The organism is Pollutibacter soli (assembly GCA_029269725.1).
In the GTDB taxonomy this organism is placed as follows: Bacteria; Bacteroidota; Bacteroidia; order Chitinophagales; family Chitinophagaceae; genus Pollutibacter; species Pollutibacter soli.
This window is the reverse complement of record JARJHS010000001.1, coordinates 75,052-98,751: the sequence shown is the minus strand read 5'-3', so window position 1 is coordinate 98,751 and position 23,700 is coordinate 75,052. Positions and strand designations below refer to the sequence as shown.

Genomic DNA, 23,700 nt, shown 5'->3' with positions numbered 1-23,700 from the left:
ATGAAAACAGGAACTGAAAATAGAAAATGAAAAACCAGCAGAATATTGTTTTGGAGAGTTATTGTCTGGCCAACAGCAATTTAAATCACAGGCAACTAAAAACAAATCGCTTCTTCTATGATGATTTCAATTCCCCGCAGCTTCAGCTGGGGATGCCCCCGGGGAAAAAACCCCGGGCAATTGACTCAGAAAAAGAAATAGAATACGGAATACAGGAAGAATGCCCGGAGGAATGCCTGAACTGAAATCCAGTAACTAAATCTCTGCTATATAACCTCAAAATTTGCAGTTGAAAATCAACGATCTGAAGGTAATAGTAGTAATAGTGTCAACTTTTTTTTGGACGTGACACGTGACACCTACTACTTACTACTTCCTACTTCCTACTTACTACTTACTTCCTAATACTTACTACCTATTGGTAAACAATCTCCTCTCCATCATAAGTAAGCAACAAACTCTTCTCACCTGCGGCCTCTACCCTGCCAATAATCTGCGCATCCACACCCCAACGCTTTGCAATTTGAATCATCGCTTCCGTATTATCCGCATCAGTATAAATTTCCATGCGGCATCCCATATTGAATACCTGGAACATCTCGCGGTAGTCTGCTTTACTGGCTTGTTGAATGAGATTGAATATCGGCGGAGCCGCGAATAGATTATCCTTGATCACGCGCATATTACCAGGAAGATACTTAAGACACTTGGTTTGTCCGCCGCCGCTGCAATGAATCAGACCGTGAACGGCATCGAAATGTTTTAGAAGAATTTCGCAAAGTACAGGAGCATATGTTCTTGTAGGACTTAAGATCAACTGTCCTGCATTTCTTTGTTCCGGCAAGTCACTCACTGCGTCGGTTAAGCGATGTTTGCCAATATAAACCACAGCATCGTCGAGAGCTGGATCAAATGATTCAGGAAAATTCTTCGCATAATGTTTCCCGATCAGATCATGCCGGGCACTGGTCAGTCCATTGCTTCCTATGCCGCTGTTGTAATGATCTTCATATACGGCTTTACCAAAACTTGAAAGACCTACAATAAAATCTCCGGGTTGAATTTTATCGTTCGTGATGAGTTTATTTTTTGGCCATCGTACAGTCATGGTGCCATTTACTGCTATAGTACGAACCACATCACCCACATCCGCAGTTTCTCCGCCGAGGTAATGTATATGCACTCCGGTTTTTGCCAACGTTTCAAATAGCTCGTTATTTCCCTCTATAATGGCTTTCAGCACCTCACCCGGTATTTTCTTTTTATTTCTGTCGATGGTGGAATTAAAAACGATATTATCATACACCCCAATACAAAGCAAATCATCGAGGTTCATCACCACAGCATCCTGCGCGATTCCCTTCCACACAGAAAGGTCGCCAGTTTCTTTCCAGTACAAATAAGCCAGGATACTTTTTGTACCTGCTCCATCTGCATGCATCACATTCACCCAGTCTTTATCTCCGCCCAGGTAGTCAGGATACATTTTACAAAATGCATTCGGATATAAACCCTGATCTATATTGCCAATGGCCTGGTGAACATCTTCTTTCTGTGCTGAAACGCCCCGCTGGTTATATAAACTCATGTCTAGCTTTTGGATCGCGCAAAGCTACGTTAAACGTGGAACGTAAAACGTTTTACGTTAAATTTGCCGCTCGCAAATATGCAGGTACATTATAATATCCACCATTTACCTCGTTTCCGGAATGCTGTTGTGACCATTGGTACTTTTGACGGTGTGCATCCCGGTCACAGGCAGATCTTTCAGCAGATGAAAACGGAAGCGGCGGATGTACATGGCGAAACAGTAATTGTTACTTTCCATCCTCATCCGCGAAGGGTCGTTAAAGGCAAATCAGGAGAAGTATTCCTGCTGACTACAATAGATGAAAGAATAGAACTGTTGCGTTCTATCGGGATCGATCACCTGGTCATTGTGCCCTTCACCACGGGATTCTCCGAAATGTCTGCCGAAGACTATATCGAAAACTTCCTGATTAAAAATTTTCAACCCCATAGTATTATCATCGGGTATGATCATCGGTTTGGGAAAAACCGTTCCGGAGACTACCGGCTTCTTGAGCAACTGGCCCCCAGATGGAATTGCGAGGTAAAAGAAATTCCGGAAAAGATCCTGAATGAGGTAACTGTCAGCTCCACTATTATCAGGGACTCGCTTCTTTCAGGAGATATTGGCCTGGCAAATAAAATGCTGGGCTATCCTTATTTTTTCCATGCGCGGGTAATTCATGGCGATAAACGTGGACGAACGATCGGGTATCCTACCGCCAATCTCGAAATAACCGATCCGGAAAAGCTGATTCCCGGCGACGGCGTTTATGCGGTGACGATAGATGTTTCAATTACGGGGAAATCGATTACTCATAAAGGTATGATGAATATTGGTGTACGCCCGACCGTCGATGGAACACGGAGAATGATCGAAGTAAATATCTTTAATTTCCATGATGACATATACGGGGAAATCGTAAAAGTGTCTGTATATCATTTTATCAGACGAGAAAAAAAGTTTTCAGGACTGGATGAGCTGAAGGCACAACTCTTTGCTGACATGCGGGAATCTCTGGCTTATTTTGGTGTAAGGTGAAACGTATAACGAAAAACGTTAGCACAAACCGTTGGAACATTCCCTCTTGAGCATAACAGTTTTGATTTGAAAACCTTGCTGTACAACCGGGTTCAACGGTAAACGTTATACGTTCACCCATTAATCATTTTCACGACCATCTCCTTCAGGAGTTCGGAGCTTGAAGTGCCGCTGTCATTTATACCGATGCTGCGGAGATTATAGTGATGTAATAACAAGAGTATCCTGCAAATTCCCTCCTCACCATATTTTTTTGCAGCATTTTTATATTCATTTACGAAGTAAGACGAATTACCAAAAGCAGCTGAAATACTGCTTTGATTATTTAAATCGATACCAAACAACATATAGACTTTACTGAAATAGGCGTATAATGTGGCATTCACCATTTGTATCGGACCAGCTTTGGGATTAGATTCGAAATATTTGATGATGCGTATAGCTTTGTACAGATCCTTTTGTGCAATGGCTTTCTGCAGTTCAAAAGTGTTAAACTCTTTACTAACGCCGACGTATACCTCAATATCTGCTTCGGTGATTTCTTTTCTTGCACCGAGGTTAAGCATGATTTTTTTTACTTCGCCCGTTAGTACATTCAGATCATTGCCCGTATGATCTGTCAATAACTGTACTGCCTTCTCTCCAATTTGTAAGCCCTGAGCAGAAATATATTCCTCGGCCCATGGAGCAAGGTCCTGGTCACTTACTGGTTTGAAACTATGGAAGGCCGTTTTTGCTTTCACAGTTTTACCAAATGTCGTCCTGCTGTCTACTTTTTTCTCCCGGTAAGCGATGATAAAAATTGTAGAGTGTAAAGGTTGATTGATATAGGGAAGAAGTTTTTCTATATCCTTCATCTGCTGCGCTTCTTTCAATATCACCAGTTGCAGATCGGAGAACATTGGATACTTTCTGCAGGCATTCACAACATCGGCCCATGCAGCATCCTTTCCATACAATACCGTAAGGTTAAAGGAAGCTTCCTGCTCGGAGAGTATCTGGTGCTCAGCGAAATCGACAAGCACATCAATAAAAAACGGCTCTTCGCCTTCGAGCCAGTAAACGGGACTGAATTTTTTCTTTTTCCACTCTGCTAAAATCTTATCAACCGACATGTGCAAAAATTCTGTTAAATGAATCAGGCAATAGAAATGTTTTCTGGTCGCAGCAAAGGTAAATTACGGAAGCGCAAAATTATGTTTGCAACGGCGACGACATCTTTCTGGCAATACTCAACAATCCGTGAAATATTTTTCTCTTCGTAGTAAACCTGGCGCACCATCGATCCGTCGATATCATCTTTTGGAGTTGGTATACCCAGAACAGCCGAGAGTAAGCTAAGTGATGTGTAGTTTTTGAAATCACCGAATTTCCAGAACTGTAAAGTATCAACCAGATTCACTTCCCATGGCTTCATCCCGGAGAAATTCAGAAAGGATGGAAGAGTAATTTGGTTGGCCATTGTGCGGCGACAAATAAACGGGATATCGAACTCTTTAATGTTATGTCCGGCAAACGAAAAACGTGGTCTTTTTTCCCGGAATTTTTCGACCAGATTAAAGAAATTTTTAAGCAGTTCATCTTCCTGATTTCCGGCGATTGACTTGATTTTAAAAAATATTTCTTCGTTTTTTTCGAAGTAGAAGTAACCGGCTGAAATGCAGACCACACGGCCGAATTCGGCGAAAATGCCTGCGCGCTCGGCGTAGCTTTCTTCAGGCAAAATATTTTCTGGCACGGTTTTGGAAATCTTGCCCATCCAGAGGCTCCTCCATGCTTCAGGAAGGTCCTGAAAATGAGGTACACCTGGCACGGTTTCTATATCGATAAAAAGTAAATCGGAGAGCGAAACCTGATCAATCAAAATTGTTTTTTTACTATCAATTAAAAATAAAAATCAACTGTATGAGTTCAACAAATTATCCATCAGCTTCTCCCCAGTTCCAGGAGCCAAAAAAAGACAACCGTGGTTTGATCTATGGTATCCTGATCGCGGCATTATTGGGAACGTGGGGTTATATCATCTACGATAAAAGTAGAACCAAAGAAGTAATCCAGCAAAAAGATGTTCAGTATGCTGCACTTGATTCATCAAAAACTATGGTGCAGAAAGAATACGAAGATGCACTGTTGAGACTGGACGCAATGACCAGCAGCAACAGCCGCCTCGACAGTCTTGTTAAAACAAAAGATAAAGATCTTGATGGCTTGAAATCACGCATCAAAGGTCTTGTTGGCAAACAGAATGCAACAGCGAAAGATCTTGCTGAAGCCCGCACTCTTGTAAAAGAACTGAATGGCAAGATTGATGGTTATCTCCAGGAAATTGAAAGATTGCAGGGAGAGAATCAGACCCTCACTGCAGAAAAAGCAACGCTGACTACTCAGAAGGCTGAATTGGAAACTAACCTCGCAACTACTCAGTCAGAGAAAGCAGCAGCTGAAGAAAAAGTAAACATCGGTCAGACTTTACACGCATCTTCTTTCAAGATCCAACCGATCAATGAAAAAGGAAGTGGTAAAGAAAAGAGCACGACTTCTGCAAAGAAGGCTGATAAATTCAGAATTTCTTTTGACCTCGATGAAAACATGATCACTGAAACTGGTCCTAAAGATCTTTATGTCCTAGTAACAGATCCTGCAGGAAACGTAATCAGTGAAGAAGGTCTTCAGTCTGGTACTTTCACTACACGTAAGGATGGTGAGAAAAAATACACCAATAAAGTATCTGTTGATTACGAACAGGGCGCACGTAAAAATGTAAGCTTTGATCTGAAACAAACAGAGAAATATGTACCAGGTAACTATAAAGTTGAAGTATACAATAACGGATTCAAAATTGGCGAAAGCACAATTACTTTGAAGAAAGGTGGTTTGTTTAGCTAGTATTTGAGCGAAGCGAAATAGTTGAAAGAGCCTGGCGAGAGCCGGGCTCTTTTAGTTTAGAGCCAGGAGTAGGGAGGCAGGAGATTTAGTCAATAGATATTAGCAACAAGCATCATTGATATATTAGCTCGCAGGCAAAACAACGGAGGCAGGAGAATGAGTTTGCAGTATTGAGTTCCAGCACATCCACACAACACTACTCTTCGCGAGTTAAACTTCTGTAATGCTTTAGCGATTAACTAATGATGAGCTTGGAGAGGATTTTAAAAATTTCCATAATCAATCCATTTACAAGTTCACATTCAGACTCTTTCAAAAACCTAAGTAATACAGCCGATTCAAGTTGCGAATCAATTTCTATCGCTGATGACCTTGCTATAGTATAAAATCGGGCACGCTCAGCACCGGATTTTCTTGCAGAGCCTTCAGCAATGTTTGAAGAAACAGAAATTGTTGCTCTCCTTAACTGAGAACATAGATTGAAATTTTCAGTAGACGGAAGTTTGTTAATTAACGGATACAATGAAGCTGTTAACTGCATCGATTTTTGCCAAACGATCATACGTTTATAGCTGAAGTCATTCATATCATTCCCATTTTTTAAATGACTTGAAATAAAACTAATCATTCAACACAAACAACGTCAATTCATCAATAATGCAGCAGAATTTTCTAGGAAATTCAGAGAAAAAAAACACAGTCAGGCTTGTTACTTTACACTACCAACTAAATCTCCTGCCTTCGCTCTCCTGCCTCCCTCTAGAACAACGCCCGCAACTGCGCCCTACCTGTATGTACCACGCCCGACTCACCCGCCTTGCGCCCCTCATACTGCATGCTCAGTTCGAGAAAATTGGTAAGCCGTTGTGTGAAATCAAGATTCCAGAGAAAGTTTTTTCCCGGAAGGAGACCATCCATCATAATATACGAGATCGTCGTGTTGGGGGCACCATTATAGTCGATCTGGTTATAAGTAAACCTTGCGGTGAGTGAAGTATTTGAAAGAACATTGTATTTTACCTCCGTATTCACCGAATTACTCTTCGCACGTTCCGCGCTTCCTTCATTTTTCTTTTCGTCGAGTTTATAACTTAAGTAAGTTCTGAACACTGTCCCTTTTGTGAAACTCAGTTTCGGTTCCAGGCTGCTACCTCTTATGGAGTAGTTTCGGTTATTGAATTGCGGGGTGAGTAATTCGTTGACGACATTTCTCAACACAAGATCCACGGTAAATAATTTCCCCATATTAACACGCGTCTTAGCCGACCAGTCATTCAACCTGCGTGTTTCATAGCCATAAGAAAGGAAGGCGCGACCCGAAGAACGGATGTTATTGAAATCAATCCCCCAGATCGAACTGAATCGGTTAAACGAAATGGTGTTGCTATACAATTGATCCAGGGTTAACAGTGTAGTATCGCTGAACGGATTGTCGAAAGGATTAAATGAGCCTATGCCATCTGCAATCTTTTTCCTGTTGATCTGTAATGCGCTTTGTAAGTAGAACCTGGCAATGAATTTCATGAACTTATTTGTATTGCCCGGTTTTATCGCAGAACGTGGATTGAATGTTAAACTGTAATTGAACTGAAGATAGTTTGCTTTGATAAAATCAGTGGTTGGCGTAAAGATCCTGATGTATTTTGCCTGGTCAGGGAAACGCGCTATTTCAAATTCGTTCAACTGTTGAATGCCATCATTGTTATAGTCGATCCAGGTATATTCACCTTGCCCCGCAGGCACTTCGAGATAACTGAAATCTCTTCTCGGTTCCTGACCAGTACCCAACTCATATAATGCATTTCCACTGATTGCACCTTCCCATAGCGTGGTAAAATATTCTGCACGACCCAACAAAGTTTCGTCAGGCTGAATAAATGAAACCTTGGTATCGTACACCTTCAATTTTCTGAATGTAGTATTAAGCCGGAACTGATGATGTTCGCCTTTCATCAACTCTGTGTAAAGATTTACGTTCTGACTTCTGTCTGCACGCACCAGTTTTCCACCCTGCGGATACTTATCCGAACGGGTGTAATAACTGATACCCCATCTATTGGGCAATTCCGGTGATTTGAAATACAACTGCCACACATCAAATGAAAAACTAGTCAGGTTTAAGGAGTCGTAATTTTTGTACTTGAGCTCGTTGTGTTCAAGAGAATACGATGTACCGATCTTATAATCTTTCCATTTCTTCAGGACTTTGGAAATATCAATATTGGGCCGAAGAAAATATCCTTTCTGGTCGTTGTCTTCAATATGGGTATAACTGAAAACATCCACGATTCTCAAACCGTTAAAATCCGCCTGGTGCTGGATAAGATTTCTGTAACCCGCATAGTTATTACTTCGCAGGAAACCAGTAAAAGTATACTTCACCAGGTGATCCCTGGGGTTTTTTATCTGCAGGGCTCCACTGAATAAATTCTCGGCTGCAACGGGTGGTACATAAGGTAAACCCCAGTCACGGTAAAATTCGACTGTACGTAAGCGTTCGATAGGCCTGAAATTAAGTCCAATCGTCTCGTAGTATAGATCTGTTTTGTACTCCAGTTTTCTCGAAGCTGTGACTGGTCTGATATCCGACACCAGTATTCTTCCCGCAAAACCCTGGTCATTCTCTTTTGCTTTGGAAGAAAAAGTATTTACATCGAGAACACTTACAGCAAGTTCTGTTTTAACGGCTGTATGTCGATTGACCTGGTAATCTGCGCCGAGGTTAAACACCTGTTGCTTTCGTGGCGCGACGAGTAAAATGGCAGGCACGTACCTGCCCTTACGCTGACCAGTAACCGAATCCGGCGCTACCCAGACATACACATTTCCGTTGGCATTATTATTCAGATCCTGTATGTAATCTCCTTTGCCATAACCTACATCAGTAAAAGCAACTGAGTATCGTGTTTCAGCATTGTTGTAGGAAAAAATAAAAATGGAATCACGCAATGCAGAGCTGATCGCAGTATCAATTTTTGCGTATAGTACCTTACCTGTTGATGATGTGTCTGGAATCGCCGAAGGATAATACGCATTCTGAACACTGTCACCTATATCTGCGAGAAACTGTTTCTGTTTGGTATCAAGCGTCTGGTTAATCGGAGAATTTTTTGCATCGTTATTATTATAGAAGCCGACGCGCAGTTTAAATTTTTCATTGAAATTGATTTCATCAGTCAGGTAGATCTGTGCATTCAGATAGTTACGATCAGCATACTCAAATTCGATCTGGATACGCTTATCCTTCGTGATCATTTGTCTTGGTGTAAATGTCACTTCCGCAGTGTTATAATTGATCACATAGTCCTGGTCTTCTCCGCGCTGCATGAGTACTCCATCGATAAAGACGCGTTCGGTACCAGCCAGTACAATAAAGAACAATTCATTGTTTGCACCACGCAACCGGTAAGGGCCCTGGTTACCTTCCAGTCCCTGGAATATGTTTCTTGTAAATTTTCCTTTTGCTACAGCCCCGGAAACGAGCGCACTGTTTTTCGTTTTTGCTCCGATCCTGTTTTCTGTTTCGAAAGAAGCTCCCTGGAGGCGTTTATAAAAGTTGAGAAAATAAGTCTGGTTCTGGCGAATATCAATATCACCTATTGCAAAGCGCCACTTGTTCTTTGAAAACTGGATGTATACACGATCAAACTCATTCAGGTTTTGCGTATTACCATCGGGCTGGATGGGCACATTGTTATCGGAGATTGCGGCAGCAAGGAGTATACTGTCGCCAATATAGCCATTCAATTGCAGGTTCAGACTTGAATTAACCACCACATCCTGGCGGTTACCAAAGCCAAGACTTCGTCCGAAACTTCCGTTGTAATTCAGTTGTCCGAAATCGAAAAGGCCAGCGCCAAACTTTTCCTTTTCCGGCACTACTGGAGTCGCCACAAACTTCCCCATCACGGTATCGAAAGTCATATGGCGTTTGACCATGTCCAGTCTTTGCGGAAACACGCGGTATTCGATAAAGGCACTATCCGATTCCTGCCTTTGCAGCCATTTGATGCTCGCGGTGACGAAATCGATTGAGTACGCTGAGGACGGTACACCCTGGATTTTGATTGTATTCGGAATCAGGCTAAGGGTGTCGATCCGCACGACGGAATCGCGGGTACTTACCCATTTTTTTCGCAGATTGGACGAAGAAATCGGCTGCGCCAACGTTTCCCCCCCTACCCATACCAAGATTAGCAGCCATATTACCCTCATTCGGAACAATAGCGACGCAGTTTGTATATAAATGCCTAAAAGTAGGAATTATTGCATAAGGAGGTGAAAATCAGTGAGGAGTAAGGAGTAGAGAGGCAGGAGAATTAGATATCAGTGGGTAGAATGAAGCATCTAATTTTTAGAGTGAAATTTATAGAATGGACAATTTAACGGAAAGATTGATTTGAAAATAATACCTGACATACCAATGATCTCCTGATGCTTTATTTCTAATCCGGACGATTCTTTTGATGGTCGCGTAGAAATAATCTCACCAGATAACAGGAGGAATACCTTTTAAATATTACAACTAATTGAATTGCAGGGTTGATACTGTCAACTATGCGATAAATCTCCCGCCTCCCCACTCCTGCCTACAGTCTCTCGTACAGTTCTCTCAACTTCTCCCGTGTCATGATCTCGCGCCAGTTTTTGCCGAGGGCATTCTCCCATAAAGGAACCAATCCAAGCGAAACATTAATCATGTTATCAAACTCGACGGAAGACAAACCGCTGGTAACATGCTGAGGAATACAGATGCCGGCTTTTTTAACCATCTCTCTGAATTCTGAAACGCCTTCAGGATAGTATTCATCCAGGTGGTTAAACACGATACAATTGCCAACACCGTGATGAGTTCCGAGAAGATAACTCAAACCATAACTTACTGCGTGGGCAACACCCACCTGCGAGTATGCAATGCTCATACCGCCCGCGTAAGAGGCCATCATCAGCAGATCATCGCTTGCATTATCCCATTGATCCTTTTGACGAAAAATTTTCTGACAACTCTCCAGCGCCTTTTCTCCATAGGATCTGCTGAACTCGTTGATATAGGTTCCCGAGAGGGATTCTATACAATGGATATAGCAATCCATGCCTGTATAAAACCGCTGTTCCTTCGGAACATTGTATATCAATTCCGGATCGAGTATGATCTGGTCAAAGGGTGTAAAGTCGCTGTTGAGGCCGAGTTTTCGTTCAGGTCCTGTCAAAATCGCGGTCCTTGAAATTTCAGCACCGGTACCCGAAAGTGTGGGTATTCCAACTTTGTACACGCCCGGAAATTTTACAAGATCCCATCCCTGGTAATCTTTTGATGAACCGGGATTATTGATCATCAAAGAAACAGCTTTGGCCATATCCATCGTAGAGCCGCCGCCAATTCCTATGATACCTGAAATCGTTCCGTATTTTTTCTTAAGAAATGAAGTAAGGTCATCAACATAAATTGTTTTCGGTTCATGACTGACATCAATAAAGATGACCTCGTCACTTTCTTCTGCGGGGATGCGGGAAAGAAAATCCTGTTTGGTTTGAAAAAAATGATCCACAAAAAAGATCATCGGAAATTTTTCTTTCCGATGTGGTGCGAGAATTTCCTGCAGCTGATCAAAACTTCCTCTTCCGAAGACGACATAATCAACCATCTTAAAATTCCTGAATTTCATTAACGGCGATTTTTAAAAAGTTCATTCGCCCTAACCAGATCCTCGGGAGTGTCTATTTCCACTCCCATATATTTTGTCAGAACCATTTTTAGTTTTACACCATGCTCAAGGTAACGGAGACATTCAATTTTTTCTGCGGCTTCGAGGGGCGTCACCGGCCAGGCAGCAAAATCCATCAAAGCCTGTTTCCGGAATGCATAAACGCCAATATGCTCAAAAACATCCGGTTTCTTTGTATGGTCGCGTACGTAAGGCAGAGGAGACCGCGAAAATAATAAAGAATTGAAATTCAGATCAACAATTACTTTTACATAGTTCGGATCGTTTATCAGCGTTCCATCTTTGAGTACCTGCATCAGTGAAGCCACTTTCACGCTTTTTCCCGCTTCTCCTTCGAAAACTTCAAGCAACTTCTTCAATGCTTCGCGATCTGCGAATGGTTCATCTCCCTGTACATTAACTACTATCTCAGTGTCGATATCTGCTACGGCTTCTGCAATTCTGTCGCTGCCGCTCTCATGCTCTTTTTTACTTCGTACAACCTCTATACTGTATTGTTTTGCGACAGATTCGATTTCATCACCATCTGCTACTACAACTACCCGGTCAAAAAGTCCCGTATTATAAACAGTTTCATAAGTTCTGATGATTACCGGCTTTCCGGCAAGATCCGCTAACAACTTCCCGGGAAACCGGGTTGCTCCGTAACGAGCGGGGATAAGCGCAATTCTGCTCATACCAAAACACCTGCCATGGAAGATAATGTTTCCGATAGTTTCTGCGCTTTCTCCCTGGTGTTATCAATACTCCAGCTCAGGCTTACAGGCATGCTGATGGTACGGCTGAGTATCGAATCAGACTGCGTGAAATTTCTTTCGTTAAGTTTCTGCAACTGGCTCAGTTGATCAGCGTGAAGTCCGTAAAGTGATTGTCCCGCCTTAAGATGATTCCATTTCCGGATGTAGTGCCAGTTGTTATCGAACCAGTAAAACGCAGATAACCCAGCAGCCTGAATTGCTTTGGTTGTTTCTCTGGCCGCTTTCTCATTAGGTAAAAAGAAAGTGAGAAAAGCAGCATTGTCTCCTGCCGGATCAGGTAATTTCCTGAAGCTTATCCCACGAATATTCCCGATGGATTCTTTAAGTATTGCTTTTCGCTCCCGCTGCATCGTCACAAAAGTTTTGAGCTTGCGTAATTGTGCGAGCCCGACAGCTGCATGTAATTCAGAAATACGAAAATTGTATCCAAGAAAAGGATGAAGATCAGCGCCGCGATCTTTTCCCAGGTGATCATGGCCGTGATCAGAAAACGCGTCGCAACTATCGGCAATTGATTTATTATTCGTAATCACAGCACCGCCTTCGCCGCAGGTTATAGTTTTTACAAAATCGAAAGAAAGAGCCCCTGCATTACCGATCGTACCAAGATAATTTCCTTTGAAACTTGCGCCGATCGCCTGGCACGCATCTTCCAGAATCGGAAGATTATATTTTGACGCAATCGATTTCAATGCATCCATATCAGCCATCCCACCGCACATATGCACAGGCATAATGCATCTTGTATTGGGAGTAATAGCTTCTTCAACTGCTTGCGGATCGAGTGTGAGCGTTTCGTCAACATCCGTTAATACAGGACTTGCACCCACAGATAATACCGCTTCAAAACTGGCAACAAAAGTGAAGACAGGCATGATTACTTCGTCGCCCGCACCGATGCCAAGAGATGCAAGTGCCGTTGTAAGTGCAGCCGTTCCGCTGGAAACAACCTGGGCGTGATTTACTTTTAATTCTTTACAAATGGCTGCCTCCAGTTCTTTTGCTTTCCATCGACCCTTTCTTGCAGCATCGAATCCATAACGCATGAGGATTCCGGATTCGAGAACTTCATTTACTTCTTTCCGTTCATCATCGCCGAATAGTTCGAATCCGGGCATGGGGAGTAGTTTTTGATAGAACGAAAATAGGAAAAATCAGTTCATAGTCCATTGTTCAAAGTTCATAGGAATTCTCCTTAGAAAGATTGACGAAAATCAAGCATCGCTAAATCAACTATTCCCCTTTTGTACCCAGCATTGCTAATAACATTTTGATCAGCAACTTTTAAACAAAACCCTAAGCGATTCCACTTTTCAGTTAAGAATCCAATTCGATTAAAGTTGATTTTGCCATTGTGTAGAATTTCGCCTGGTCAGCCGGTCCTTTTGCCAAACGAGCAGTTTCTGTAGTTTAAAGTTTCATGTTTTATTCTTTTCCGCAAATAAGACATTTGTATCTTAAGTAAAAATGTCAAAACACCATTCTTCTACTGTTTGTCTCTTGTAAATCGGTATTTTCTCAAGAGTTTTTATCCATAAACCACAAACTATGAACTGGCTTTTCAAACTATGAACTATTAACCATAGACTACTGCTTCACCAATCTGTAGCGACGAAACTTTCTGTACACAGCGAAAGCAACAACACTGAGAAGAATTAAAACCCAGAGATCTGATAAGCAGATAATCATTCCCTTTTCCGGCAATCATATTCTAAAAAATTACTCCTGCTTTCTCCAATACCATAGCCAGGATTATTGAAAGGATAACAAACGTGAAAAATCCTACAACATAAGCGAGCAGGGCTTTCAAATAGGATACTGCATTACGATGATCATAAAACTGACCAATGGCCCAGACTATATAGAGGAAAAGAATCCAGGGATAATAAGATGTTATAGTTTCAGATTTAAAAACATACCCGGCAATCATAAACAACACACCGATCAGCATTGCAAACCCCGTGACATAACAAAGCAGCACAATATTTTCAAAGTAATTAAATCCCTTGCGCCGAAAAAAAAGGCAGACAAAAAGACCAATAAAAAATATTTCTACAAGGTTTGCGTAAGAATAGTTTTCAGAGATCCAATACAACATTTTTCCCACATTGCCTTCGAGTGTTTGTACCGGTGGCTTCACACCGATTTTTTGATCGAGAAAAGTATAGATAACCGAGCATATAAATAAAAAAGCAATAGGCTTAAAATGTCTGTACCTTGATTCCATGATATACTCACGGATGGAGTGACCCGGCCGGATTAAAAGTTCTTTAGTCGTATAGAAAAATCCTTTGTCAACATGAACAAATTCATGCTGAACTTCATGCAACAGAAAATGAGAATTGATCCTTGGAATTTCTGCCGGGGTTCCGCAGTTGGGGCAAAAGGCTGTATCAATTTGCTGGTGACATTTTTCGCAGCGCTGCTTCAATTTTTTCCCGAAAATAGCCGATTAAATCGACTTCTCAATCAACCACAAATGGCCGAAAGGATCAACCAATTCGCCCTGACGGTAGCCATAATCGTAATCCTGTGCGGGATTGATAATTTTCGCACCGGCTTTCTCTGCCGATTGCATGACTGCGTCAACATCATCTACAAAAAGTCCGATCATTACTGTTGATGACTTTGCTTCGGCCGGAGACAAGCAGTTGATCCGTTCACTCGTCTCATGAAGGTGGAATATCTGATCACCGAGCAAAAATTCTGCTACATGTACAGTTCCATCATCATTACTGAATCGTCGCAGTTCTCTCGCACCCAAACCGTCGACATAAAAACTCACATCCTCCACTCCATGAGGGATATATAACTGTGGGGCAAACGCAAATTTCTTTTCTGAGCTCATAAAATGATTTTAAACAAAGTACGATTTGAACATTCGCTTCAGCGCAAGTGTTTATCTTTTGTCCCTGATTTCAGTTGCACAATTAATTTCCGTACATTTCGATCTATGGTTTCCTGCGATTTTAACCGATAAAGATATCGCAACACTTCTTTTTTTTTCCACATCGTCATCGATTCAAAAACTTTAAGAAGCTTTTGTTTCCTGAGAATCTTCTCCAGAAATTCAGGCATGGGATATACCGATTCCGGCTTTCGCTCATCTTCTCTGATTTCAAATTCAGCCGTTTTTCCAACAGCCGTTTTTGCTCCCTTCATCATGATACTATTTACAAACAAACGGTAAGGATTATTTTTAACAGGAACCAAAGACTTGTCAAACTCAAATCCATTAATCGTTCCTTTTATGCGTACATAACCTTTACCAGCCTTTAATTCAGATGAAATTCGTTCAGGCACGTCTACGCACCAGTTAATACCAGTAACGTAAATCTTTGCTTTGAATTTATATGATTGCTTATCGGTCAGCATCAATTATTGTAAACTTACTAATGTTACAAGGGCTGATACAGCGCACCACTGTTCTTCCTTTTGAAGTATACATCCTGGTAGAATTTATTCCGATTAATTTTTTTTCGTCCCTGATCAAAGCGACATTGGGATACCCAGTGAAGATTGCAAGATAGGAGTTCATATTTCACGGTTCACAGGAATTGACAGTTGTCGGTTATCAGTTATCAGACTGGCACAGTCACCTCACTTCTTTTAGCAAAGCTTTCCACTGAAGTAATTCTGCTCAGCGTTTCTATTGATTGTCACATTAGAAACCCCATGTGGCGAAATGCGCTTCTTACACCTGGAAAACCCATGCATGGCGTCTCCAGTTTTACAACAACTTCCCGTTACCAACTACTTCTTCTGCCAATTAAACACCCAATGCTTGCCAAACTTATCATCCAGTTCACCATACATGCCTCCCCATGGCATATCGCCTATGGGTTGAATAATTTTTCCGCCGTCGCCGAGTTTTGAAAATAATCTGATAAGTTCTTCTTCCGATTCAGCATTTAGGCAAAGATGTACTGCATTCCCTTCCAGCGGTTTTTCCCGGTTAAGGTCGGAAGCCATGATCGTAACTCCACCGCTGACGAGGGTCGAATGCATGATCAGGTCCTTGAAATCTGGTGGCATCTGTGCAGCCATTTCCGGCATTTCGCCAACCTTTTGCATAGTCAGTTCTCCACCAAAACATTCCTTGTAAAAAGTCATTGCTTCGAGGCAATTTTTATCAAAACTCAGATAAGGATTCAGTTTTGCCATAATTGTAGAATTTATACACCTAAGGTATGATTCAATGTATACACGATAGCGTGGGATAACGTCATTATAAGGGGTAGAATGCGGCAATTGAAGAAAATCACAGAATACAAAAAAAGAAAACAGGAACAGAATACAGGGAGAAAATAATTGAAGTTCAACTACCTCCAGCTAAATTGAGGAGCTACAAACTAACACAAGGATCCGGTCTTTAGCGCAAAAACAAACAGCGACGTTGCCGAAGTAAAGTATGGTGAATTTTTAAGCAGATCTATATATCAATTGCTAATTTCCCAACCGTTCTCCCGGTTTCAATTTGCAGATGCGCTTCAGCCATTTGTTCGAGAGAATAACGGTTACTGATATGCGGGCGGATATATCCGGCTTCAAGTAAAGAACCAATTTTCGCCTGGTTTTGACCGTTAGACGATACCAGCATCTTATATCCGGAGAATCCTGCTGCAGCAGCTTTTTCCTCAACACCATCATTTTTTCCAGATGGAATGCTGAGAATTGATGCACCTGGTTTCATTACTTTAAAGGATGCGTCAATATTTTCACCACCCATATTATCAAAGACTTTGTCGATCGATCCGATACTTTGCTCGAGCGGACCTAATGTATAATCTACAAACTCATCTGCACCCAGACCCAATACAAATGACTTGTTTTTTGCTGATGCAGTACCAATAACATAGGCACCCAAATGCTTTGCCAACTGCACTACAAAATGCCCCACCCCACCTGCAGCAGCATGTACGAGAAGACGGTCGCCTTTTTTTATTTTAAGATGATCGACCAACCCTTCCCAGGCCGTAAGAGCAGCGAGTGTAGAAACTGCCGCCTGCTGAAAGCCGATATTTTTAGGTTTCAGCGCGAGATGCGACGCCGGCGCAGCTACATATTCTGCATATGCCTTACCGTGACCTGGAAAATTTACCATGCCGAATACTTCATCGCCTTTGCTGAATTCGGTCACATTGCTGCCAACTGCTGAAACTATGCCGGCTATATCCCAGCCAAGTATAATTGGATCAAAATCTTTTAATCTCTGTGATAATGCTTTTCCGGAACGTGTTTTTATATCTACAGGGTTGATACTGATGGACCTCGTTTGCACCAGTACTTCATCAGCACCAATTTCCGGCACAGCGATTTCTGCAGGATGCAACACTTCTACGCCACCAAAACCTTTCAGGACAATTGCTTTCATTCAAATATTTTTTATGAATTTTCTTATTCCATCGATTGAATAAAAAAATCATCACTTTTGAAGTGATGATATCCGTTCCGAAAATAGCGATTTCCTTCCAGTTTAATTTTTGAAAACATGGAATCTTATTCTTTAGAACAAAGAAATCAGGAATCAGAAAAATATTTACGTACTATTTTCTTGTCAAACGCTCCGCTTCATTTCCTTTTTCGATCACAATCATCTCTTTAATTTTACCCTGCGGATCTTTTCTGAATTCAAAAACAAGATCACGTTCCTTTGAAAAGAACCGGCCATCAGTCTCTGGAAAAATATCAAAATTGCTATTGCCAATCCCGAGAACAAGGAAATCATTTTTTCTTTTCACGTGTACGTCGCCGGTTTGAGTGCCGGTATAAATTCCCGTATACACGTCCAGAGATACAGGCGAAAGTGCGATCATTTTTCTTTTGTTGATGAATGGCGCCGGACCATGATCATAACTGAACACCCGGCTCATTTTCCATTCACCATTGATCAATATCCATAGATTGGAAAATTTCGCAAGGCCTTCGAGGGTTTCATTTTTGTCCTTCTGTTTGTTATAGAAATAATGATCGCCTGACACCAGCACACCATAGATCTCTTTCCCGTTTGACATCGGAAAAGCTTTTACCGTATTTGGTACAGCTTCCCGACGAACCCTAAACTCAGGATTACTGCAAAGATTGTTCTTGATCGACGCGACCATGGCATCTATACCTTTTGTAATGCCGCCTTTATCATGAAAAAATTCTATCCCCGGATCAATCAATCTCTGCATTCCGGCAACATCACAATTGTTGTAAGCTACCCAGAATAAACTATCAAGTCCATACACCTTCTCTGCAACCTGTTTGTCATTCTGCTGGGCGAAAATCTGATTGCTGAAAATGAGAGTAAAAATAAAGCTAAAACAAATCCTTGCTGGCCATCCTGTTTTCATCATAGTATTTTTAATACAATGAAAATAGAAAGAATCGATCACACTGACTGACCGTCTGCATAATTGCATCCGGAACACCGAAATCAGTTTATAGGACGTATTTTAAGCAGGTTCTCTGACACTTTCTTAACCCTGAAGAAAACGGCTCTCTGCGAGATGGTGATTTTCTGGCATCATCCGGGGTTAACTTTGAACATTACACTTTCCACTTACAACACCGGCTTGATATCAATGACAGGTGTTCCGTCCAATACTTCGAGCATTGCAACCTGGATTCTGTTTAAGGGTAAAAGCGCTGTTATTTCTGTCTCGTGCATACCGATGGGATTGGGTCGGTTCGGCGATCGTGTAGAAAAGATGCCGGTTAACTTTGCATTTGGATCATTGCGCGGGTGGGTGTTCAATTCTTTTCTATCGGATAAATGCATCCAGGTTAGAATAATAATTCTGTCACCAGCTTTCAGATCTGCAGCTGCTTTTGCAAATTCGGGTTTTATCTTCAGGATCGCCGTTGGCGCATTTTCGAATTCCTGCAAAGGAGCTTCCTGTATAGATTTTATCTCAGATTCAACATATCCAATAAAGAGAATTTCCGCGTCCATAAAAAGAAAAATACACCGTCAAAAAAAAAGATTATTCACATGGATTTTCAAAGAATTCGTTTTTACTTCGTGAAAGCTCCCAGGTATCCGATACTTGCAAGTATCGGATACCTGGCGAAAAAATTAATTCAACGGCTGCTTCTCCCGAATTGCTTTAAATTCTGAACCTTCCTTCCATCGGGGCCACTTCTCTTCGTTCGCCAACTTGTTACCGACATTAAATAGAATCCTGAGATCTTTTACTGCACCAGCCATTGACCAGGTAGTCGCATTGTATTCATCTGAAGGCTGATGATAATCTTTTGATGTGTATTCATTGTGCAAGTGCTCTCCATATTCCTTTCCCTTACCAACAACATCAACACCTGTTTCAATATACAATGCCGGAATTCCTGCTTTTGCGAAATTGAAATGATCTGAACGATAATAATAACCTGCTTCAGGGTGATTTTCAAAAGCGATATACCCACTGTCTTTTTCAACTTCCGTCTTCAGATAATCTTCCAGCTCTGATTGCCCCTGCCCTACCACTATAATATCTTTTGTCGGTTCGAAACGATTAAGGCCATCCATGTTAATGTTCGCCACTGTGTTCGCTGCAGGATATACAGGATTTTTCGCATAATACGCAGAACCAAGTAGTCCCTGTTCTTCAGCAGTGACAGCCAGGAATACAACGGTTCGTTCCGGCTTTACCGTTAGTGTATTGAAATGCCTTGCAAGTTCCAGCAACCCTGCAGTACCAGTAGCGTTATCAAGCGCACCATTATAAATCGAGTCTCCGGAAGCATCGGGTTTTCCTACACCAAGATGATCCCAATGCGCAGTATACAACACAACCTCATCCGGTCTTTTGGCACCGTTAATTTTTGCAATCACGTTGTATGATTTGCTGTATGTAGATTGTACAGTCATGGAAGTGCTTACTTTTAAACCAAGATCAACGGGTTTAAAACCCGGTACATTTGCTTCCATCAATAGCGCTGAATCTTTACCGGCAGCTTTGAATAATTTATTGGCCGCTGTTTCCGTGATCCATCCGATCATATCACAATTCTTTGTTTCAAGACCGCGGGTGTCAAGTAACAAACGCGAAGTATTAAAACTGTTTTGTTGTACACTGAACGGATAACTTGCTGCTGCGGTATTATGAATGATCAGACAAGCTTTCGCTCCTTGTCTTGCCGCTTCTTCAAATTTATATGTCCAGCGACCATAATAGGTCATCGTCTTTCCTTTGAACAAAGTTGTATCTCCTGCCCAGAATCCCGGATCATTTACCATCACCAATACTGTTTTCCCTTTAACGTCGAGATTCGCATAATCATTCCAGTTGTACTCAGGTGCAACGACGCCGTAGCCTGCAAAAACAAGATCAGAATTATCCAAATTTTCTACTGAATCCGCTTTATCCGTCCACACGATATACTCATCAAAAGCTTTTAAACTGAAACTTCCTTTTGCACCTTTCACTGTCATCGATGGCGCTGCTGTTGCTTTTATGTTAACCATCGGAACTTCCTGCAGATAGCTATCCCCATTGCCTGGTTGAAGACCATATTCCCTGAATTTCTTCTGAAGAAATTCTACAGTTTTTGTTTCGCCTTCGGTAAATGGTTTACGACCAAGAAAGGAATCTGATGCAAGAACAGCAATATTACTTTTCATGGAATCAGCACTGATAGCATCTGCTTTGGATTCAGAACCACCGGTACATGCTGCGAAAAAAGAAACAGATAGAAAACAAATGATGAAAGAAATCTTATACATACCCTGTAAAAATTATCGGGTGAAAATAGGATAAAAGCCATTACCCGAGAAGCTGTTTTCGTTGAAACATCGTGCCGTTTCATCGCATATGTTTTTTGCAAACAAGACTTAGTCAGGGAATAACTTCGAAAGCTGCCACAGCTTCTGTGTCGTCCCAGGCGATAATCAATTCTCCTCCTTTTTTCGAACTATCGATCCGGATCTGAAAATTCTCCCGCTTCTCACTGGCTTTTCTTGATGGGATAGTCACCATTGCAAAATCCTTTGATCGGTCCGGATCGGTTGGCCACCTCGTTAGATTTGAATTGAATATCAGTTGCCATTTCTGTTGATGTGGGATCGTGTAGATGCTATACTTACCCGGAGGAATCACTGTCTTACCAAATCGCAAAGATTTATCAACACTTAAAACAGTCGCTGGTCCGGCACCGGTTCTCCAAACAGAATCATAGGGAACAATCCCACCAAAAATCACTCTGCCACGTTTACGTGGACTGAAATACTTCACCTCAATACCTGCGCCACGGATATTTGCTTTTGCAACAGTATCAGGTGATGGATTTCCAATTCCGTTGGTTTTCGTCATCCGCTTTGCTATTTCATCAACATCAAGCGCCGGTTGCCTTGTGACGATATAATTCCATGGTGTACCAACGCCATTAACATACAGAATCGCGCCGGAATCGTCGGTTTTGATTTGCGTATATTCCAGAAAGGGTCCGCCAAATATTACGCTGTCATTTGTAATTTTTTGAATGCCGATTTCGACGGGACCTCTCACCTGGCTCATCATCTTCAATGGTAAATAAGATTTCCCTGAAGCAGATAATCTTTTTGTGTTCCATTCCATCAATGAAATAAAGGGCACCCAGCCACCGATAAAATCAACCTCTTCTACTGCATGTTTATATGTCTTTTCGCCCGGATAATCGCTGATTGAATTGTAGAAAAAGCAGGAATCGTTTCTGCAGTTCATATTTAAACGGTATTCAAATTTTCCGGAAACTGCTTTAAAGGGTATGGAGCTATTCAATGGGTCCATCGCCTGTACATTCAATTCGCGTATTGATCCATCAGGATAAAAGTGAATACTGAACACACCAATATAATCCTCCGGAACCCGTACAAATGATTTACCATACAGGTGATTGTTGATCACAGAATATGTTTCAACCAAAACGGTATCAACCCCCAATCTTCCAATAAAGGATGAAGTTACCGGCCTATTTACCTGGGCAAATCCAATATGGATAATGCAACAGGTCAATGCTATTGTAAAACAACTGATGATTATTTTTTTCATTGGCGGTGAAAAGGCTTTCAATTAAATGTCACTTACAGGAGAATAAGTAACAAATACAAAACTGCGATTCTGAATTCCAATTTCTGTTTTATTCTCTATAAAATAAAAAAAGATCCTCATCCGGATTGACTCCAAAAATTACGTGCTCTCCTTCTTTAAAAAGGTCGTTATGTTTTTTACGATGAGCAATCAATCCCGCATTTTCAAACTCACACATCAGCCGGCGTTCACTGAACCAACGAACATGATCTTCCTGTCCATAGTATTGTAATCGTAATTCATCGGTATTGATGGATTCATCTTCAAAATTCTCTGTCAGTTTCCGGGAGTAAGGAGTTTGCAAAATCGCCAACCCTCCCGGTCGTAAAACCCTGACGATTTCTGAAAGCGCTTTTTTATAATGGGTCACATGTTCAAGAACGTGATTGCAAATCAGTATGTCAAATTCATTGTCGGTATACGGGATATGGGTGATATCGATTTTCTGTATCCGTTCGTCTGCAGGAAACAAATCTGCTTTTACATACCTGGAAGGTCCAAGCCTTTCAATTTTTTTTACAAGATGTTCTTCAGGAGCGAAATGAATAACAGAGGCATTTGTAAATTTTTCCCATACACCCAACCGGTCAAAATACATCAGCAGGTGACGTACCCGATCATTGATTCCGCAGTGAGGACATCCGAAATTATCGATATCGCTTCCTACCATGTCCAGGCTCAACAGCCATGAATTCAGGTTTCTGAATCCACCCCGGAATTTTGTAAACTCAGGGAATGTTTTTTTACAATGATAACAGCGCTTGTTGTTTTTGTGGATACGAAATTTATCCGCAAGATTATTGTATGATTTATTGATCCATGCATCAAATATTTTTGCAACTGAACTCATTAAACAGCAAGCTTGGTACTTAAGTTAAGGATATTGTGTCAAATCCGATTAACGTGTAAGTTCTTCTTACGGCTAAGAATTCCTGATTTCAGAAATTTCAATAATTTTTATCCGTTGAGATGGTGGAGTTTCAATGGCATAAATAAGTGCATTCAACATCTGTTTCAGATATATCAGACGCAATGCCTTTGCGCGATTAGCAGTGGCCGGCAGCCATTCCAGTAATTTAAAAAGCGGTAGAAAAAACAAAGGCCAGTAGTGTCCGGGACCAATTATGTACCAGGGCCGGAGTATTGTTGCTTTCATCCCTGATTCGTCAATGAGTCTTTCAGATTTAGCGCGGCATAGCTGGTAATCCATCATAATCTTTGTGGGTTCCTGCGCAACACTAACATAAATGAAATGATTGCAGCCGGCATCTTTTGCTGCTTTTACTGAAGCCGTTGCGGAAGCAAGATCGATGGATTCAAACAAATGCTTTTTCTTCGGACCGGGATGAGGTACACCGAACAATTGAACATATGTGGATCCGCGGGGAATGCTGGATTGAAAACTTTCTGCATCAAAAGGATTGCCTATGACCTTAATACAGACGTCCGGAACCTTTCTTTCTGAACCCTTCCTGCAAAGTGCGGTTACTTCATAACCAAGGTTTAACAATTGTGCGATAAGCCTCTTTCCGAGATAGCCGGTACCGCCGGTAATGAAAACCTGCTTTTTCATGAAAACTGCTTCAGGAGTGAAGTAAAAGGTACATCAATTTGATCTGCTACCGTTGGAGAGAGATATATCTTATTTCATTCAATGGAAAAATAAA

22 protein-coding genes are annotated in these 23,700 nt (G+C 41.5%); 3 read left to right on the top strand and 19 right to left on the bottom strand.

What is annotated here, in order from left to right:
- Nucleotides 1-26 precede the first annotated feature (26 nt).
- Entirely contained in the window at nt 27-245 is a 219-nt protein-coding gene (locus tag P2W82_RS00470; protein WP_336513856.1) for a hypothetical protein, read from the top strand.
- 170 nt (nt 246-415) lie between these two features.
- Here the strand turns inward: P2W82_RS00470 and P2W82_RS00465 are convergent, their stop codons facing one another.
- The gene (locus P2W82_RS00465) at nt 416-1,588 is read right to left on the bottom strand and encodes an AIR synthase-related protein (RefSeq protein WP_336513855.1); all 1,173 of its coding nucleotides are present in this window, start codon (nt 1,586-1,588) and stop codon (nt 416-418) included.
- A gap of 78 nt (nt 1,589-1,666) precedes the next feature.
- On the opposite strand from P2W82_RS00465, the gene P2W82_RS00460 reads away from it, so the two are divergent.
- Nucleotides 1,667-2,611, top strand: coding sequence for a bifunctional riboflavin kinase/FAD synthetase (locus P2W82_RS00460; protein ID WP_336513854.1), 945 nt, complete (start codon nt 1,667-1,669; stop codon nt 2,609-2,611).
- Nucleotides 2,612-2,724: 113 nt separating this feature from the next.
- On the opposite strand, the gene holA is transcribed toward P2W82_RS00460, so the two are convergent.
- Both holA and P2W82_RS00450 read right to left on the bottom strand, forming a co-directional pair.
- The gene (gene holA / locus P2W82_RS00455) at nt 2,725-3,726 is read right to left on the bottom strand and encodes a DNA polymerase III subunit delta (RefSeq protein WP_336513853.1); all 1,002 of its coding nucleotides are present in this window, start codon (nt 3,724-3,726) and stop codon (nt 2,725-2,727) included.
- A gap of 23 nt (nt 3,727-3,749) precedes the next feature.
- Nucleotides 3,750-4,475, bottom strand: a complete 726-nt coding sequence (locus P2W82_RS00450; protein WP_336513852.1) for a ribonuclease H-like domain-containing protein — start codon at nt 4,473-4,475, stop codon at nt 3,750-3,752.
- A gap of 41 nt (nt 4,476-4,516) precedes the next feature.
- On the opposite strand from P2W82_RS00450, the gene P2W82_RS00445 reads away from it, so the two are divergent.
- A complete protein-coding gene (locus P2W82_RS00445; protein WP_336513851.1) occupies nt 4,517-5,497 on the top strand; it encodes a hypothetical protein in 981 nt (326 codons plus the stop codon).
- A gap of 235 nt (nt 5,498-5,732) precedes the next feature.
- Here the strand turns inward: P2W82_RS00445 and P2W82_RS00440 are convergent, their stop codons facing one another.
- The 16 genes from P2W82_RS00440 to P2W82_RS00365 all read right to left on the bottom strand — a co-directional run bounded on the left by P2W82_RS00440 (nt 5,733) and on the right by P2W82_RS00365 (nt 23,606).
- Entirely contained in the window at nt 5,733-6,083 is a 351-nt protein-coding gene (locus P2W82_RS00440; protein ID WP_336513850.1) for a four helix bundle protein, read from the bottom strand.
- A 173-nt stretch (nt 6,084-6,256) separates the two neighbouring features.
- Nucleotides 6,257-9,664 (bottom strand): hypothetical protein, encoded by a 3,408-nt coding sequence (locus P2W82_RS00435; RefSeq protein ID WP_336513849.1) that lies wholly within the window; start codon nt 9,662-9,664, stop codon nt 6,257-6,259.
- Between the two features lie 422 nt (nt 9,665-10,086).
- Nucleotides 10,087-11,163, bottom strand: a complete 1,077-nt coding sequence (locus tag P2W82_RS00430) for an iron-containing alcohol dehydrogenase family protein (protein WP_336513848.1) — start codon at nt 11,161-11,163, stop codon at nt 10,087-10,089.
- A complete protein-coding gene (gene kdsB / locus P2W82_RS00425; protein ID WP_336513847.1) occupies nt 11,163-11,900 on the bottom strand; it encodes a 3-deoxy-manno-octulosonate cytidylyltransferase in 738 nt (245 codons plus the stop codon). Before kdsB ends, P2W82_RS00430 begins: the two co-directional genes overlap by 1 nt.
- Nucleotides 11,897-13,099, bottom strand: coding sequence for a DegT/DnrJ/EryC1/StrS family aminotransferase (locus tag P2W82_RS00420; RefSeq protein WP_336513846.1), 1,203 nt, complete (start codon nt 13,097-13,099; stop codon nt 11,897-11,899). Before P2W82_RS00420 ends, kdsB begins: the two co-directional genes overlap by 4 nt.
- A gap of 593 nt (nt 13,100-13,692) precedes the next feature.
- Nucleotides 13,693-14,310, bottom strand: a complete 618-nt coding sequence (locus P2W82_RS00415; protein ID WP_336513845.1) for a DUF3667 domain-containing protein — start codon at nt 14,308-14,310, stop codon at nt 13,693-13,695.
- Between the two features lie 123 nt (nt 14,311-14,433).
- On the bottom strand, nt 14,434-14,829 hold the full coding sequence (locus tag P2W82_RS00410) for a VOC family protein (RefSeq protein ID WP_336513844.1): 396 nt from the start codon (nt 14,827-14,829) through the stop codon (nt 14,434-14,436).
- A 38-nt stretch (nt 14,830-14,867) separates the two neighbouring features.
- Nucleotides 14,868-15,356: a YdeI/OmpD-associated family protein gene (locus P2W82_RS00405; protein WP_336513843.1), complete on the bottom strand. Its 489-nt coding sequence runs from the start codon at nt 15,354-15,356 to the stop codon at nt 14,868-14,870.
- A 378-nt stretch (nt 15,357-15,734) separates the two neighbouring features.
- Nucleotides 15,735-16,145 (bottom strand): VOC family protein, encoded by a 411-nt coding sequence (locus P2W82_RS00400; RefSeq protein WP_336513842.1) that lies wholly within the window; start codon nt 16,143-16,145, stop codon nt 15,735-15,737.
- A 268-nt stretch (nt 16,146-16,413) separates the two neighbouring features.
- The gene (locus tag P2W82_RS00395) at nt 16,414-17,355 is read right to left on the bottom strand and encodes an NADP-dependent oxidoreductase (protein WP_336513841.1); all 942 of its coding nucleotides are present in this window, start codon (nt 17,353-17,355) and stop codon (nt 16,414-16,416) included.
- 172 nt (nt 17,356-17,527) lie between these two features.
- The gene (locus P2W82_RS00390) at nt 17,528-18,319 is read right to left on the bottom strand and encodes a nuclear transport factor 2 family protein (RefSeq protein WP_336513840.1); all 792 of its coding nucleotides are present in this window, start codon (nt 18,317-18,319) and stop codon (nt 17,528-17,530) included.
- 209 nt (nt 18,320-18,528) lie between these two features.
- Nucleotides 18,529-18,921, bottom strand: a complete 393-nt coding sequence (gene tsaA / locus P2W82_RS00385; protein WP_336513839.1) for a tRNA (N6-threonylcarbamoyladenosine(37)-N6)-methyltransferase TrmO — start codon at nt 18,919-18,921, stop codon at nt 18,529-18,531.
- Nucleotides 18,922-19,044: 123 nt separating this feature from the next.
- Nucleotides 19,045-20,691 carry a M28 family metallopeptidase gene (locus P2W82_RS00380; RefSeq protein WP_336513838.1) on the bottom strand — a complete coding sequence of 549 codons (1,647 nt, stop codon included), beginning with the start codon at nt 20,689-20,691 and terminating at the stop codon, nt 19,045-19,047.
- 112 nt (nt 20,692-20,803) lie between these two features.
- Nucleotides 20,804-21,994 carry a DUF2911 domain-containing protein gene (locus P2W82_RS00375; RefSeq protein ID WP_336513837.1) on the bottom strand — a complete coding sequence of 397 codons (1,191 nt, stop codon included), beginning with the start codon at nt 21,992-21,994 and terminating at the stop codon, nt 20,804-20,806.
- A gap of 88 nt (nt 21,995-22,082) precedes the next feature.
- Nucleotides 22,083-22,883 (bottom strand): class I SAM-dependent methyltransferase, encoded by an 801-nt coding sequence (locus P2W82_RS00370; protein WP_336513836.1) that lies wholly within the window; start codon nt 22,881-22,883, stop codon nt 22,083-22,085.
- Nucleotides 22,884-22,955: 72 nt separating this feature from the next.
- Entirely contained in the window at nt 22,956-23,606 is a 651-nt protein-coding gene (locus tag P2W82_RS00365) for an SDR family oxidoreductase (protein WP_336513835.1), read from the bottom strand.
- Nucleotides 23,607-23,700: the final 94 nt, after the last annotated feature.

What these genes read in the sequence shown, in the direction of transcription:
- P2W82_RS00470 (WP_336513856.1), top strand. Translation starts at nt 27, where the DNA reads ATGAAAAACCAGCAGAATATTGTTTTGGAGAGTTATTGTCTGGCCAAC.
- P2W82_RS00465 (WP_336513855.1), bottom strand. Translation starts at nt 1,588, where the DNA reads ATGAGTTTATATAACCAGCGGGGCGTTTCAGCACAGAAAGAAGATGTT.
- P2W82_RS00390 (WP_336513840.1), bottom strand. Translation starts at nt 18,319, where the DNA reads ATGAAAACAGGATGGCCAGCAAGGATTTGTTTTAGCTTTATTTTTACT.
- P2W82_RS00445 (WP_336513851.1), top strand. Translation starts at nt 4,517, where the DNA reads ATGAGTTCAACAAATTATCCATCAGCTTCTCCCCAGTTCCAGGAGCCA.
- P2W82_RS00460 (WP_336513854.1), top strand. Translation starts at nt 1,667, where the DNA reads ATGCAGGTACATTATAATATCCACCATTTACCTCGTTTCCGGAATGCT.
- P2W82_RS00410 (WP_336513844.1), bottom strand. Translation starts at nt 14,829, where the DNA reads ATGAGCTCAGAAAAGAAATTTGCGTTTGCCCCACAGTTATATATCCCT.
- P2W82_RS00400 (WP_336513842.1), bottom strand. Translation starts at nt 16,145, where the DNA reads ATGGCAAAACTGAATCCTTATCTGAGTTTTGATAAAAATTGCCTCGAA.
- holA (WP_336513853.1), bottom strand. Translation starts at nt 3,726, where the DNA reads ATGTCGGTTGATAAGATTTTAGCAGAGTGGAAAAAGAAAAAATTCAGT.
- kdsB (WP_336513847.1), bottom strand. Translation starts at nt 11,900, where the DNA reads ATGAGCAGAATTGCGCTTATCCCCGCTCGTTACGGAGCAACCCGGTTT.
- P2W82_RS00430 (WP_336513848.1), bottom strand. Translation starts at nt 11,163, where the DNA reads ATGAAATTCAGGAATTTTAAGATGGTTGATTATGTCGTCTTCGGAAGA.
- tsaA (WP_336513839.1), bottom strand. Translation starts at nt 18,921, where the DNA reads ATGGACGCGGAAATTCTCTTTATTGGATATGTTGAATCTGAGATAAAA.
- P2W82_RS00440 (WP_336513850.1), bottom strand. Translation starts at nt 6,083, where the DNA reads ATGAATGACTTCAGCTATAAACGTATGATCGTTTGGCAAAAATCGATG.
- P2W82_RS00380 (WP_336513838.1), bottom strand. Translation starts at nt 20,691, where the DNA reads ATGTATAAGATTTCTTTCATCATTTGTTTTCTATCTGTTTCTTTTTTC.
- P2W82_RS00375 (WP_336513837.1), bottom strand. Translation starts at nt 21,994, where the DNA reads ATGAAAAAAATAATCATCAGTTGTTTTACAATAGCATTGACCTGTTGC.
- P2W82_RS00405 (WP_336513843.1), bottom strand. Translation starts at nt 15,356, where the DNA reads ATGCTGACCGATAAGCAATCATATAAATTCAAAGCAAAGATTTACGTT.
- P2W82_RS00395 (WP_336513841.1), bottom strand. Translation starts at nt 17,355, where the DNA reads ATGAAAGCAATTGTCCTGAAAGGTTTTGGTGGCGTAGAAGTGTTGCAT.
- P2W82_RS00420 (WP_336513846.1), bottom strand. Translation starts at nt 13,099, where the DNA reads ATGCCCGGATTCGAACTATTCGGCGATGATGAACGGAAAGAAGTAAAT.
- P2W82_RS00365 (WP_336513835.1), bottom strand. Translation starts at nt 23,606, where the DNA reads ATGAAAAAGCAGGTTTTCATTACCGGCGGTACCGGCTATCTCGGAAAG.
- P2W82_RS00370 (WP_336513836.1), bottom strand. Translation starts at nt 22,883, where the DNA reads ATGAGTTCAGTTGCAAAAATATTTGATGCATGGATCAATAAATCATAC.